The sequence below is a fragment of the Hymenobacter terricola genome, from assembly GCF_017921975.2.
Taxonomy (GTDB): domain Bacteria; phylum Bacteroidota; class Bacteroidia; order Cytophagales; family Hymenobacteraceae; genus Hymenobacter; species Hymenobacter terricola.
Genome location: NZ_JAGEMO020000001.1, coordinates 649,420 through 662,903 on the forward strand (window position 1 = coordinate 649,420; position 13,484 = coordinate 662,903).

10 protein-coding genes and 1 pseudogene are annotated in these 13,484 nt (G+C 62.0%); 6 read left to right on the forward strand and 5 right to left on the reverse strand.

Going from position 1 to position 13,484, the window contains the following annotated elements; genetic code table 11:
• Positions 1-14: 14 nt before the first annotated feature.
• The 4 genes from J4G38_RS02465 to J4G38_RS02480 all read left to right on the forward strand — a co-directional run bounded on the left by J4G38_RS02465 (position 15) and on the right by J4G38_RS02480 (position 6,751).
• A complete protein-coding gene (locus tag J4G38_RS02465; protein WP_210518232.1) occupies positions 15-1,700 on the forward strand; it encodes a TolC family protein in 1,686 nt (561 codons plus the stop codon).
• Between the two features lie 53 nt (positions 1,701-1,753).
• Entirely contained in the window at positions 1,754-2,893 is a 1,140-nt protein-coding gene (locus J4G38_RS02470) for an efflux RND transporter periplasmic adaptor subunit (protein ID WP_210518234.1), read from the forward strand.
• 37 nt (positions 2,894-2,930) lie between these two features.
• On the forward strand, positions 2,931-6,368 hold the full coding sequence (locus tag J4G38_RS02475; protein WP_210518236.1) for an efflux RND transporter permease subunit: 3,438 nt from the start codon (positions 2,931-2,933) through the stop codon (positions 6,366-6,368).
• Positions 6,369-6,484: 116 nt separating this feature from the next.
• On the forward strand, positions 6,485-6,751 hold the full coding sequence (locus J4G38_RS02480) for an acyl carrier protein (protein ID WP_210518238.1): 267 nt from the start codon (positions 6,485-6,487) through the stop codon (positions 6,749-6,751).
• 370 nt (positions 6,752-7,121) lie between these two features.
• Here the strand turns inward: J4G38_RS02480 and J4G38_RS29095 are convergent.
• The 3 genes and pseudogenes from J4G38_RS29095 to J4G38_RS02495 form a co-directional block, all read right to left on the reverse strand.
• Positions 7,122-7,376: pseudogene (locus J4G38_RS29095) on the reverse strand (YkvA family protein); the annotation flags it as partial.
• A 477-nt stretch (positions 7,377-7,853) separates the two neighbouring features.
• On the reverse strand, positions 7,854-9,023 hold the full coding sequence (locus J4G38_RS02490) for a trypsin-like peptidase domain-containing protein (RefSeq protein WP_210518240.1): 1,170 nt from the start codon (positions 9,021-9,023) through the stop codon (positions 7,854-7,856).
• An 81-nt stretch (positions 9,024-9,104) separates the two neighbouring features.
• A complete protein-coding gene (locus J4G38_RS02495; protein ID WP_317198170.1) occupies positions 9,105-9,683 on the reverse strand; it encodes an RNA polymerase sigma factor in 579 nt (192 codons plus the stop codon).
• A 159-nt stretch (positions 9,684-9,842) separates the two neighbouring features.
• On the opposite strand from J4G38_RS02495, the gene J4G38_RS02500 reads away from it, so the two are divergent.
• A complete protein-coding gene (locus J4G38_RS02500) occupies positions 9,843-10,073 on the forward strand; it encodes a hypothetical protein (protein ID WP_210518243.1) in 231 nt (76 codons plus the stop codon).
• Positions 10,074-10,192: 119 nt separating this feature from the next.
• On the opposite strand, the gene J4G38_RS02505 is transcribed toward J4G38_RS02500, so the two are convergent.
• Positions 10,193-11,233: a 5-methylcytosine restriction system specificity protein McrC gene (locus tag J4G38_RS02505; protein ID WP_210518244.1), complete on the reverse strand. Its 1,041-nt coding sequence runs from the start codon at positions 11,231-11,233 to the stop codon at positions 10,193-10,195.
• Between the two features lie 400 nt (positions 11,234-11,633).
• Between J4G38_RS02505 and J4G38_RS02510 the strand changes: the two genes are divergently transcribed.
• Positions 11,634-12,032 (forward strand): hypothetical protein, encoded by a 399-nt coding sequence (locus J4G38_RS02510; protein WP_210518246.1) that lies wholly within the window; start codon positions 11,634-11,636, stop codon positions 12,030-12,032.
• A gap of 87 nt (positions 12,033-12,119) precedes the next feature.
• Here the strand turns inward: J4G38_RS02510 and J4G38_RS02515 are convergent, their stop codons facing one another.
• Positions 12,120-13,409: an AAA family ATPase gene (locus tag J4G38_RS02515; protein ID WP_210518247.1), complete on the reverse strand. Its 1,290-nt coding sequence runs from the start codon at positions 13,407-13,409 to the stop codon at positions 12,120-12,122.
• Positions 13,410-13,484 lie beyond the last annotated feature (75 nt).

Sequence of the window (13,484 nt, forward strand, 5' to 3'; positions counted from 1 at the left end):
CTTATTTTGCTGTTATGAAGATGTTGTTACGCCCCAGATTCCTGCTACTGGCCGCCCTGAGTGGCGCGGTGCCCCAGGCGCTGCTTGCCCAGACCCAGGCCGCGCTGCCGGCCGCCCCGCCCACCACCGGCACCATGCCACTGAGCCTGCAACAGGCTGTAAATTACGCTGTTCAGAACAAGTCGACGCTGCTGGCCACCCGCTTGGGCGAGGCCACGGCGGCCGCCAAAGTAGGCGAAATCAAGAGCGCTGGCTTGCCGCAGTTCAACGTGTCGGCCACGACTTCCGACAACTTCAAGCTGCAAAAAAGCCTGGTCGATTTCTCGGCCCTCGGCGGTGGCTCCTCGGCCACGCCGCTTACGGCGGCCGATATCGCGGCGGCCCAGTCGGGCCAGACGGTGAACATCAAGCCCATCACGCTGCCCAGCACCCCCCAGCCGCCGTCAGCTTTTGCCTTCGGCCTGCAGTACGCCGGCAACGCCAGCGCCTCGGTGTCGCAGCTGTTGTTCGATGGCTCGTATCTGATTGGTTTGAAGGCGGCTAAGGTGTACACCGAATTAGCCAGGAAGCAAACCCAGCAAGCCGAAATCGACGTGGTGGAGCAGGTGAGCAAGGCCTATTACAGCACGCTGGTGGCCCGCTCGCGCCTGAGCCTGCTGTCGCGCAACGTGCAGCGCCTCGACACCGTGCTCTACCAAACCAACCAGACATTCAAGGCCGGCTTCGCCGAAAAACTGGATGTGGACCGCCTGCGCGTGCAGCGCAACAACCTGGTGGTGGACCAGCAGAAAGCCCAGCGCCTCACCGAGTTGAGCGTGGCCTTGCTCAAGTTTCAGATGGGCCTGCCGCAGCAGCAAGTCATTCAGCTCACCGATTCGCTTGGAGCAGCGGTGGTGGATGCCGGCGCGCTGCGCCAGCGCCTGGGGGTGGCCAGCTTCAACACGGGTGGCGGCCTGGCCGGCCAGGCACCCGTGCCCACGGCTCCCATTGCGCCCGGCGTTAACAGCCCCGCCGCTCAAAACCGCCTCGACCAGCAGAATGCCCTTTCCGGCGGCCTGCCCCCGGCCGCGCTGGGCGCGCTGAACTACAACAACCGCATCGAATTCTCGACCCTGGAAACGCAGCAGGCCCTGGCCGGCCTGGACCTGCGCAACCGGCAGGCCGGCGCGTACCCGCGCCTGGTGCTGTCGGGCGCCTACGGTTTCACGGGCTCGGCCAAGACGCCGGGCGACTTGTTTTCCTTCCGCGGGCCGGACTCGCGCAATGCCAGCAACTTCCCCAACCAGAACTGGTTCGGTTTCGGCAACATTGGGCTGACCTTGACGGTGCCGGTGTTCGACGGTTTCCGCCGCAAGTACCTGGTGCAGCAGAGCCGCTTGCAGCAGCAAACCATTGAGCGTGGTTTCGAAACCTTACGCCAGAGCATTGACTTACAAGATGCTCAAAGCCGGACCACGCTGGTGAATGCCCTGGATGTACTCGACAACCAGAAGGCCAACCTGGACCTGGCCACCGACGTGGCCCGCGTAACGCGCATCAAGTTCAACGCCGGGGTAGGCTCCAACCTGGAAGTCATCACGGCCGAAACCGATTTGCGCTCGGCCCAAACCAACTACTACGGGGCCATTTATGATGTGCTGGTAGCCAAGGTGGACCGCGACAAAGCCACCGGCGAGCTCTACAATCAGGTTAAAAAATAATGCGTGGCGGTCGCGCCATTATCCGTCAATTTCTTCGAAAATACCCGCTTACCATGCGCTTTTATAACATTCAACCTGCCGCCCTCATTCTTGCCGGCACCCTGTTGCTCGCTTCCTGCGGCGGCTCTTCTTCCAAAGACCCTAAAGCGGAGCTGGCTAAGCTCAAAGGCGAGCAGGCCGCCACGCAGGCCAAAATTGCCGAGCTGGAAGCCAAAAACGGCGGCCCCGTTACCGTCGCACCCACGCCCGTGTCGGTGATGAATGCCAAGCCCGAGAGCTTCAAGAGCTACCTCGAAGTGCAGGGCCGCGTCGATTTCGACCAGAACGCCACCGTGGGCTCCCGCGCCGCCGGCTCGCTCACCAGCATCCGCGTGCAGCGCGGCGACCACGTGAGCAAGGGCCAGGTGCTGGCCACCGTGGATGCCAGCATCCTCGATGCCAGCGCCGCCGAGCTGCGCACCCGCATGGACCTCGCTAAGACGGTGTACGAGAAGCAGAAGAGCCTCTGGGACCAGCAGATTGGCACCGAAATCCAGTTCCTGCAGGCCAGGAACAACTACCAGGCCCTGCAGCGCAACCTGGCCACCCTCAACCAGCAGCGCGCCACGTACAGCGTGGTGGCCCCGTTCTCCGGCACGGTGGATGAGGTGCTGCCCAAGCTGGGCGAAATCACGGCGCCCGGTGCGCCGGTGGTGCGCCTCACCAGCGGCACGGGCGGCAAAATCCTGGCCGATGTGAGCGAAGCCTACGGCAACAGCATCAAGGCCGGCGACAACGCCGTGGTGACCATTCCGGACCTGGGCAGCCAGGAGCTGCCCGCCACCGTGCGTGTGGTGAGCCGCAGCATCAACGCCACCAGCCGCACGTTCACCGTGGAGCTGCGCCTGAAGAGCGCCAAAGCCGCCGACCTGCGCCCCAACATGGTGGCCACGGTGCGCATCCAGAACTATGCCCAGACGAATGCCACCGTTATTCCGGTCGACCTGGTGCAGCACGACGAGGAAAACAGCTACGTGTACGTGGTGGCCCAGGAGGCCGGCAAGGCCGTGGCCAAGAAGCGCATCATCAAGACCGGCAACACCTACAATGGCAAAGTAGAAGTGACCAGCGGCCTCACCGCCGCCGACCAGATTATCTCGGGTGGCTACCAGAACCTGAACGAAGGCCAGAAGGTGGCCGTGCAGGGCGCGTAGTCACGCAACTATTTCTCAAGCTTTTAGAGAAGAAACCATGCAGGACATCGAAAAAGAATTTGGGCCGACCAGTTGGTCCATTAATAACAAGACCAGCATTTACATCATCACGGTGATTCTGTGCGTGGCGGGCATTTTTGCCTACATCAAGCTCGGCAAGGAGAAGTTTCCGGATATCGTGATTCCGCGCATCATCGTGGCCACGGTGTACCCCGGCACGTCGCCGACGGACATCGAAAACCTGGTGACCCGCCACCTCGAAAAGGAAATCAAGGGCATCAACGGGGTGAAGCACATCAACTCCACCTCGAACCAGGACTATTGCATCGTCGACGTGGAGTTCAACTCCAACGTGAAGGTGCCCGAGGCCAAGCAACTCATCAAGGACGCCGTGGACAAGGCCCGCACCGAGCTGCCCAACGACCTGCCCGCCGACCCCACCGTGAAGGAAATCAACATCTCGGAGCAGCCGATTATGTTTGTGAACCTGAGCGGCAACCTGCCCGCCGCCCAGCTCAAAAAGTTCGCCGACGACTTCCAGGACAAGATTGAGGCCCTGCCCGAAATCACCCGCGTCGACATCGTGGGCGCCCTCGACCAGCAGGTGAACGTGGACGTGGACCTGAATAAGCTGCGCGCCTCGCGCCTGAGCTTCACCGATATTTCTCGCGCCATCAGCGGCGAGAACGTGACCGTGTCGGGCGGCAGCATCGACGTGGGCGGGCAGAAGCGCGCCGTGCGCGTGGCCGGCCAGTACGTGCGGGCCAGCGACATTGCCGACATCCAGGTGAAGAACCTGAACGGTTCGCCGGTGCGCCTCGGCGACATTGCCACGGTCACCGACGGCTTTAAGGACCGCGAAAGCTACGCCCGCCTCGACGGCAAGCCCGCCATCACGCTGAACGTGGTGAAGCGCGCCGGCGAAAACCTGATTGACGCCTCTGATAAAATCAAGGGCCTCATCAAGGATTCCCGGGCCAACCTGCCCAAGGAGCTGAACATCACCGTGACCGGCGACACCTCGAACGACACCCGCGTGACGCTGCACGACCTCATCAACACCATCATCATCGGCTTCCTGCTGGTGACGCTGATTCTGATGTTCTTCATGGGCACCACCAACGCGCTGTTCGTGGGCCTGTCCGTGCCGATTTCGATGTTTCTGGCCTTCCTGGTCATCCCCCTGTTCGGCTTCACGCTGAACATGATTGTGCTGTTCGCCTTCCTGCTGGCCCTCGGCATCGTGGTCGATGACGCCATCGTGGTCATCGAAAACACCCACCGCCTGCTGCACGAGCACCCCAACCTGAGCACCCCGAAAGCCGCCAAATTCGCTGCCGGCGAGGTGTTTATTCCGGTGCTGGCCGGCACGCTCACCACGGTGGCCCCGTTCGTGCCGCTCATGTTCTGGCCCGGCATCGTGGGCTCGTTCATGTACTACCTGCCGGTCACGCTCATCATCACGCTCATGGCCTCGCTCATCGTGGCCTTCATCATGAACCCGGTGTTTGCCGTGACGTTCATGGAGCGCGAGGAGCATTTCGAGGAAGACATGCACAGCAAGCCCAAGCTCACGCGCAATTTCCTGATTGCGATGGGCGTGCTGCTGGTCATTGCCATCATTGGCTACGTGGCACATTCCACCTTCGTGGGCAACCTGGCCATCACGCTCATCCTGTTCTGCTTCCTCGATAAGTTCGTGTTCGTGAAGATGATTGGCTGGTTCCAGACCCGCGCCCTGCCGCGCTTCCAGAACGGCTACGCCAGCCTCGTGCGCTGGGCCATCGGCCACCCGGCCCTGGTGATGGTGGGCGTGCTGGTGCTCTTCATCGGCTCGTTTGTGGCCGTGGGCGCACGCAAGCCGCACGTCGACTTCTTCCCCAAAGGCGACCCCAAGTTCATCTACACCTACCTGAACATGCCTGTGGGCACCAAGGTAGAAGTGACCGACTCGATTACCCACGTCCTCGAAAACCGCGTCTACGGCGTGATTGGCCGCAATAACCCCGACGTGGAATCGGTGATTACCAACGTGGCCATCGGCGCCGGCGACCCCAGTGAGGCGTCGGCGGCCGGCGTGTCGCAGTCGCACATGGGCAAGGTAGCCGTGGCCTTCAAGGAGCTGAGCGAGCGCAAAGGCCCCAAAACCAGTGTCTACATGGATAAAATCCGGGAAGTGGTAAAAGGCATTCCGGGAGCCGAAATCTCGGTCGACCAGGAATCCAGCGGCCCGCCCCAGGCCAAGCCCATTGCCATCGAAGTGGCCGGCGACGACTACCCTGCGCTGGCCGCCCTCTCCAAGAAAGTGACCCGCTACGTCGATTCGCTGCACATTGGCGGCGTCGAGGCCCTGCGCTCCAACCTCCAGGACCGCAACCCCGAAATCGCCGTCAACATCAACCGCACCCGCGCCAACCGCGAAGGCATCAGCACGGGCCAGATTGGCCTGGAAGTACGCACGGCCATCTACGGCACCGAGGCCAGCAAATTCAAGACTTCCGACGACGAGTACCCCATCCAGGTGCGCTACGCCGAGCCCTACCGCTCCGACGTGGACGCCGTGGTGAACGCCCCGCTCACCTTCCGCGATGCCACCGGGGCCATCCGCCAGGTGCCCATTTCCTCGGTCGCCGACGTGAGCTACGGCTCCACCTACGGCGGCATCAAGCGCAAAGACACCAAGCGCGTCATCACCATCTCGTCCAACGTGCTCAACGGCTACTCCGGCCCCGACGTGGCCAACGCCGTGCAAACGGCTCTCAAAGCCTTCCCCACGCCCCCCGGCTACACCATCGACATGGGCGGTGCCCAGGAAAGCCAGCAGGAAACCACCAACTTCCTGCCCCTGGCTGGCATCGGGGCCCTGGGCCTCATCTTCCTGATTCTCGTCACGCAGTTCAACTCGTTCAGCAAGCCGCTCATCATCCTCTCCGAGGTGCTGTTTTCTATTGCCGGCGTGTTCTGGGGCCTGGCCATTACAGGCCAGAACGTCAGCATCGTGATGACGGGCGTGGGCATCATCGCCCTGGCCGGCATCGTGGTGAAAAACGGCATCCTGCTGGTCGAATTCATGGACATGCTGCGCTCGCAGGGCATGCCGCTGCGCGAGGCCATCGTGCTGGCCGGCCGCACCCGCCTCAACCCGGTTATCCTCACGGCCACGGCCGCCACGCTGGGCCTTATCCCGCTGGCCATCGGCCTGAACATCGACTTCTACGAGCTGTTCAACTCCGGCAACCCGCATTTCTTCATCGGCGGCGAGTCGGTCACGTTCTGGGGCCCGCTGGCCTGGACCATCATCTTCGGTCTGGTGTTTGCCACGGGCATCACCCTGCTGGTCGTACCGGTGATGTATTTGTTGAGCGAGTCGCTGAAAGCAAAAATTTCGAACAAAAACCCCAACCAGCTTGCAACCATTCACGACGAGGTTGACTCTGAGGAAATACAGGCGGCTACGCCGCCTGTACTAGTCTAGCGTTTTATGCGTTGTCGGTGCTCGCCGGCCGGTTATTGTTGCAGCAGCAACCACCGGCGAGCACCTTCGCAACCTCTGCAACGTTAGCCCTGCCTCACCATTTTTTTGCAATTATCATGTACGTATCCACCATTACCCCAGCCCATACCCCTACTATCGAGCAGCAGGTTTTTCGCATTATCAGCAAGCGCAAAGCCATTCGGGCCAGCCGCGTTCGCAAAACCGCCAGCCTTTCCCGCGACCTTCGCTTCGACACCGTCGACGTCGTCGACATCATTCTGGAACTGGAGCGCAACTTCAGCATCACCATCCCCGACGAGGTGCCGCTCTACACCGTGGGCGACTTCGTGCGCTTCGTGCGCGCCCACGCCGCTGCGGCGTAAGGGAGGCGCGCCCAGCCGGCGCGGATAGCTGGAATGTTAAGCCACAAAAAAGCCCCGCAACCATGGTTGCGGGGCTTTTTTGTGCGCAAAGCGGAAAGAATCAGCGGATATTGCCTCCCGTATCCACGGCGCCGGTATTGGGTTCGCGGCTGCTGTCGGTGGCCGTGCCTGCGTGCTTGGCCGATTCACCGGCTGGGTGCATATCAGGAGCGGCGGGGTCATTGGAATGCGAAGGATAAGCGGCCGGGGCGGGCGCGGTTGGGGCAGATGCCGTGCTGGCGGCGGGGGCAGTGGCAATCACGGCGGGCCGGGTCAGCTCCCACTCATGGAACTTGTCCATTTCGCCTTTTAGCGTAGTTGAGAACCACGCCACGAGGGCCACATCGTCGAGCAGGCCCAACACCGGAATAAAGTCCGGAATCAAGTCAATCGGGCTCAAAAAGTAAACAAGCACCGCCACGGCTGCCGCCACAGTGGTGCCGGGTACGCCCGTGTATTCGCCCGACATCGAAGCCTTGATGAGGCGGAACATCGTTTGGAGGGTTTCCCAGGCTTCGTGCGCCAGCGTACCGACGTCGTTTTTCTCGGTCGCTTTTTCGTAGGCGTCCGTCAGCAGCTTCTTCATGCGGGTGGGCTGGCGGATGTAGCCTTCGGCCGTATTGAGAAACTTCTTGAAAAGGGCCGAGCCGGCAACATCGGTGCCGGTAGGAGGAGGTTGGTTATTGTTAGCCACGGAGTGCGGAGTTAAAGGGGGACAAAAGGAGGGAAAGACAAACGGCCTTATCTAAGCCTGAATACTAGAATCACCGGCCGAAGGTTGTAAAAAACGCAGCATTTAACCTCATCAACTGGCAGAATGAAGGGCTTGTTTTACGTGCCGCAGCTAATAAGTTGTTAGTCACGAGTTGTTCGTTGTTGGTACGTAGGCAGCATCTTGGCTGACAACCAACAACGAGCAATTAATAACCCGGTTGCTGTTGAACGACTACTTAATCGCCGCAATCGAATACGCATTACAAAACAAAGGCCTGCTCCACTAAAGAAACAGGCCTTTGAGAATTACGGGCAGCCGCCAAATCTGCTTCAACGGCCAAAATAGACGCTATTCAAACACCTTGACTACGAATACGTAATCCTGCAGTTTCTTGAGCTGCTGGGGTCGCCCGGAGCCGGCCAACTGCCCGTAGTGGGGCAGGTGGTAAGGGTATGCCGCCGCCGGCTTGGCCGCCGCCAGCGAATCAACCAAACGCACCAGATACGACGACTTGGTAGCGAAAGCCGCGCTCTGCGCATCATTCTGGCGCCCGCTCACCACGCCAATCAGGTTGCCGCGCTCATCAAGCAGCGGGCCGCCCGAGTTACCAGGGTTCACCGGAATGCTCACTTGATAGAAGGCCGTATCGCCCTCAAAGCCAGAGCGGGCGCTCAGGGCACCTTCGCCGTACACCACGTCCTCGCGCGGGTAGCCGAGGGTGAATACTCGCTCGCCCAAATCAGCCTGGCCCGACTTAATGGCGTAAGGCAGACGGCCAAAACCAGCGAATTTCTTATCAGTAATGCGCAGAATGGCTAAATCATGTTTGATGTCGGAATACACCGGCTCGGCGTGGTAGCGCTGCCGGTCACGGCCCTCAATCAGCAGCGAGTCAGCGCCTTGGATGACGTGGTAGCTGGTTACCAGGTAGCCTTCCGAAGTCAGGGCGAAGCCTGTGCCGCTAAACTTGCCGTTGTTGACCGCTGGCGTGGGCAAGGGGCCCTGCGTGAGGATTGACTCCTTGAGAGCCCGTTGGCTACGTTGCAACTTGGCCATCTCGCGGCGTAGTGCTTGGTAGCCGTACAGCGAAGGCTCGGTTTTGTAGCTGCGCCACAAATCCAGGCCCAATAGCGTGGCAAACACGGCCAGAATGGCCACCGAAGCGGCTACGCCCACCGTGGCGCGGTGCCCGCTCCAGAACTCGCGCAGCCTGCGCTCGGTGCGCGAAATGCGTAGCATGGGGTTCACCGAGTGGGTAAGCTTGGTTTCAGTCGGGGTAATTTCCTCCGGGGCATCGGCGGCCAGCATGGCGGCGTGGATGCCGCGCAGCTGCTGCCGGGCCTGCTGGCGCTGCCCGTAGGCGCGCAGCGTGCCGGTCATTTCCGTGAAGTCGGCGTAGCGTAGGGCCAGCGCCGGGTCGGCGGCCAGGCGCGCTTCGAGGTTGGCGCGGGCGGGCCCGGCCAGCTCGCCGTGGGCGTAGGCTTCGAATAAGGCGTAATAATCTGCTTCAGTCATCATGGGTAAATGCTGCCGGGTGGGAAGAGGCGGCGGTAAGCGAATGGGCGATTCTGCGGGCGAAAGACCAGCAGCCAATGGATATCAGATAGGCTCTTCTTTGTAGTGGGCAAAAAATAATTTCTTCAAGCGCACCAGGCACTTATATTTTTGATTCTTGGCATTGTCGGCGTTGGTGTAGCCGAATTCTGCCGTGAGGTCCTGCATCGATTTATCGAGCAGGTAAAAGCCTTCCAAAAGCGAGCGGCAGGGCTCACCGAGGTGGTTCAGGGCCTCGCTCATGGTGGCGAAACGGCGGTCCTGTTCCTCAGCGGCCAGCAGGTCGTCCTCGGCACCGGTGTTCAGGTACGGGCCGTGCTCCTCGTCGTCGAGCAAGCGCACGCCGAAGCGGCTTTTGCTGGTCAGGCGTTTGAGCCACAGGCGGCGGCACACGGCGTAGAGGTAGGTTTTAATCTGGCAGCTCAGCTCCAGGGAGCCATCGCGGACCTTTTCATAAAACACCATTACGCCTTCCTGGTACACGTCCTGGGCATCGTCTTCCAAGCCGCTGTTTTGCAGCACGAAATGCGACACCATGGGCCAATGCAACCGGTAGAGGTGGGCCAGGGCCCGCTCATCGCCGCTACGAATGGCGGCAATCAGCGCGTCGTCGGTGGGAGTCAAAGAAGAGGAATTGCCCCTGCTCATTCACTTTGAGGGTTAATACAAACGCGGGCCACAAGTAACCCAACGAAAAAAGTTTTTTCTGGACCGGGTTACCTTTCTCGTAAGCCGGGATAAAGGGCGTTTTTAAGCTAACCCACTTTCAAAATTACCCCCAAAATGAAGAATCTCTTTAAATTCGCTGCTCTGGGCCTGGCCCTCACCGCTGGTCTGTCGTCGTGCGGCGAGAAGAAGACCGAAGAGTCGACTACCGTTACGACTCCTGCTACGGACGCTACCTCGACCACCACTACTACGGACAGCACCGCCACTATGGCTGCTCCTGCTGCTGACTCGGTTGCTCCTGCTGCTAGCACCACCACGACTACTACCACCGAAGAGAAGAAGTAATTGGCCGCTGGCCTTTGGCCAGCCCAATGCTCACTCAATTCAAAACGGCCCGGACCTTCCTTTTGGAAAGTCCGGGCCGTTTTTTTGTGCAGAGATGAAAAGAGGCCAGTAAAGCCGGTTTAGGCAATTAAGCCCAGCAAATCGGCGGCGATGCCGGGCCAGGGCTGGTGCAGGTTGAGCGTGACGACGCGCACCGGGTGCCCCCCCAAGGTGTAGCGCACGTCCACGGCCTGCGCGGCGGCCGGGTAGAGCAGCACGCCTTCCAGGGCCTGGCCGGGACCGGGGCGCTGGTTTTGGAGGTAGGCATAGAGCTGGTAGAGGTGCGGCGCGATGAGGCGCTGCCGGTCGTAGCGCGGGCGCAGGGCCGCCGCGTAATACTTGGTGTCGAGGATGATTTTGCGGTCGGGCGCGTCGAGGGTTGTGTCCGTGAGCATGGTGGGCAGCAGGGCCAGGTCGTCGGGCTGCGCGGCTTCCGCCTGCCAGGCAATGGTTTCGGCGTACACGCGGTAGCGGCGCTGCTCGCGGCGGTAGAAATTGCGGGTGAACTGCTCAAACAGCCGCGCCATTAGCACTTCGTCGCGCCGGAAATCGGTGAAGCGACTGCGGCCGCGGGCCGTAGGCTCGGGCAGGGCCGACAGCCACACCAGCTCGCACACGTGCAGCAGGAAAGTGGCCTGGCCGCCCAGGCGCTGCCGGCGCAGCTCCCGGAACGTGGCGGCCGAAGGCGGAGCAGCTGCCTGCGCAGTGAGCGTGGCCGGAAACCGCTGGCGCACCTGGCTCAGTTCACGGCGCAAGGCCAGGGGCAAGGCGGCGGCCCGGGCCAGCACGGCCAGGGTCTGAACTACGAGGCGGTGGAGCGGCAAGTCGGCACTCAGCTCATCAAATGCGCAAATGGCGCGGCCCCGTTCCAGCAGCCCCCGGCCCAGGCTGGGAGCCAGCTCGATGCGCCCGCGCAGGCTGGTCAGCTCGGCCTCCTGGCTTACAAAGGCGCGGGGCAGGCCGGGTTTGAGCAGGCTGCGGGTGCCGTGCAGCAGCACCTGGGCCAGCAGCCCCAGCGGCCGATGAAATGGGGTGGTCTCGCTGGCCTGGAGCACGGCCGGTTCGGGCAGCCGGTTCCAGGCGTAGCAGAGAAAGTAATACAGGGCGGGGAGAGGTATCACGCAGGGGTAAAGTTCGGAATGTGCACGCAAAGCGGCATTCGCTCCATGAGTTGATTTCGAAATAAGCTTTTAAAAGTGCCCTCCTTGGTTGAGGGCCGGTGCTTAGCTATCGAAACGACTGGATAAGCACTGGTGGCCGTTGGGAGACTTTTTCTCTGAGCTGCCCAGCCACCAGTGCAACCTGCGCTTGTTACTAACGGTCAGCTGGGCAAGGCCTGCTTTTGGGCGCTTTCTTCCTCCAAAAATGAATAAATTCCTGCTAGCCGTAGCGCTTGTTAGCCACGTAATTTGTGCGAAAGGGCAAGTGCAACGGCCACATCCTTACGAAATTGGGGTAGAAGGAGCAAGCTACGCCGCTGCTTCGTCGCCGACACGGCCCCGGTTTCAGCCACTTTCCGGGGTGTTCTTTCGCTACGGGTTTCAGCGGGCGGCACTACGGGCCGGCCTGGCCTTCAGCCAACAAGTGACCCCCGCCGAAATCAGCAACTGTGCCGACTGCCTTTCCGGCGAAACCGCCTCCCACACGCTCACCTGGCGCGCCGGTGGCCAATACGCCGTGCTCCCGCAGGTAAAATGGCTCTACACGTTCCTGGACGTGGCCTACCGCGCCACCGGCGCCAGGGGCGAATATACAGGGGGATTTTGTGGCTGCCTGGACAATACCGTGACGGCAACCACCAGAATGGGAGGAGCCATGGCCGGCATCGGAGCCGCGCTGCATCCGCTCCCGCGGTTTTACCTCAGCCCCGAGCTGTATATACGAAGGCTTCGTGGGGCGCACCGTCGGTTCATTCGTTGACAACCGAACGGGGCAAGCTACCACCACGCCGAGCCAGCGGGCCACGCAGCATGCGCCCGCTGTCCGGCTTCAGGCCACCGTTTCGTTCTAACTCATCAGCTTGCGCAGCTGGGCAGCGGCCGTGCCCGGCTGTTCGCGCCAGTAATCGGCCAGCAGCGGGCCAATTTCCTGTTCCATAATCAAGCGCAGCCACGCGGTCGCCTGCTCCGGGCGGGGCGGGGGCTGACAGAAATAGCTGTGGCCAATTTCAAAGTCCGGGCCCAGCTCGGGGTCGTCGGCAATGGTTTGGTTGAGCGCCGCCATGCGGGTACTCAGCTGCTCGATGAGTACCCCAGGAACTTGCCGGGCCGCCAGAAACTGCCGCAGCGGCGGCCCGAATTGTGGCCCCAGCTCCACGAAAGCAAACCGGCGGCGCAGGGCATAATCCAGCGGGCTGAGCGAGCGGTCGGCCAGGTTGAGGGTGCCGATGACGTATAGATTATCGGGCACAAAGAAGCGGAGGGCATCCGGGGGCGCGTAGGGGAGGCGCAACGCGTGGGCGGGCCCGCGCTTGTCGGCTTCCAGCAGCAGGAGCAGCTCGCCAAAAATGCGCGGCACGTTGCCCCGGTTCACTTCGTCAATCAATAGAAAGTACGGCCGGTGCGGGTCGGCGGCGGCGCGCTGGCACAGCAGCGGGAGCACGCCGGGCACCAGGTGGAAGCGCCCGTTCGCATCGGGCCGGAAACCCAGCATAAAATCCTCGTAGCCGTAGCTGGGATGAAATTGTACCAGCTCGATGCGGCTTTCGTCCTTTGCCCCCAGCAGCAGCCACGCCAGCCGGCGCGCCAGAAACGTTTTGCCCGTGCCGGGAGGGCCCTGCAGCAGCAGGTTGCGGCGGCGCTCCAGGCCGGCCAGGGCCGCATCCAGGGCAGTTTCAGCGATGAATAGTTCGGCCAGGGCCTCGGCGCGGGTGTACACGGGTGGGGCGTATGCGGCCGTGGGCTCGGCGGCTGTGGCCGAAGTGTTTTCGGCCATTTCTTTGGGCAGGCCGGTGTACAAACCCTCGGCTTGCTGGCGGGCGGTTTCGTCGCCATCGGGCCCCGAGCCGGAGGTGAGCACCGGCCGCTTCGTGCTGATGGTGAAGTCCAGGCTTTCCAGTAGCGCATTGGTGGGGGCGCCGGCGGGGCGGGGCCAGTGCGCGGCGGGGTTGCCGGTGGCCAGGCGGTAGGCCAGCTCGGCCACGGCGCGGGGCGGGTAGCGCCGGCCCCGGTACACCAGCTCGTACACGGTGCCGGGCGGCAGCGGGCGGCCTTCGCGCGCTACCTGGCGCAGGGCCCGCAGCACCTGTTCGCGGGTGAGCAGCGGAATGGCAGCGGCATCGGGCGGAGATGGAGGCATGGCGGGCAAGGTAGCGCGGGAACAACAAACGGCTGCAACCAAAAAAGTCTCCTGGCGGGGCCAAGAGACTTTTTT

What these genes read in the sequence shown, in the direction of transcription:
- J4G38_RS02465 (WP_210518232.1), top strand. Translation starts at nt 15, where the DNA reads ATGAAGATGTTGTTACGCCCCAGATTCCTGCTACTGGCCGCCCTGAGT.
- J4G38_RS02470 (WP_210518234.1), top strand. Translation starts at nt 1,754, where the DNA reads ATGCGCTTTTATAACATTCAACCTGCCGCCCTCATTCTTGCCGGCACC.
- J4G38_RS02475 (WP_210518236.1), top strand. Translation starts at nt 2,931, where the DNA reads ATGCAGGACATCGAAAAAGAATTTGGGCCGACCAGTTGGTCCATTAAT.
- J4G38_RS02490 (WP_210518240.1), bottom strand. Translation starts at nt 9,023, where the DNA reads ATGATGACTGAAGCAGATTATTACGCCTTATTCGAAGCCTACGCCCAC.
- J4G38_RS02500 (WP_210518243.1), top strand. Translation starts at nt 9,843, where the DNA reads ATGAAGAATCTCTTTAAATTCGCTGCTCTGGGCCTGGCCCTCACCGCT.
- J4G38_RS02515 (WP_210518247.1), bottom strand. Translation starts at nt 13,409, where the DNA reads ATGCCTCCATCTCCGCCCGATGCCGCTGCCATTCCGCTGCTCACCCGC.
- J4G38_RS02480 (WP_210518238.1), top strand. Translation starts at nt 6,485, where the DNA reads ATGTACGTATCCACCATTACCCCAGCCCATACCCCTACTATCGAGCAG.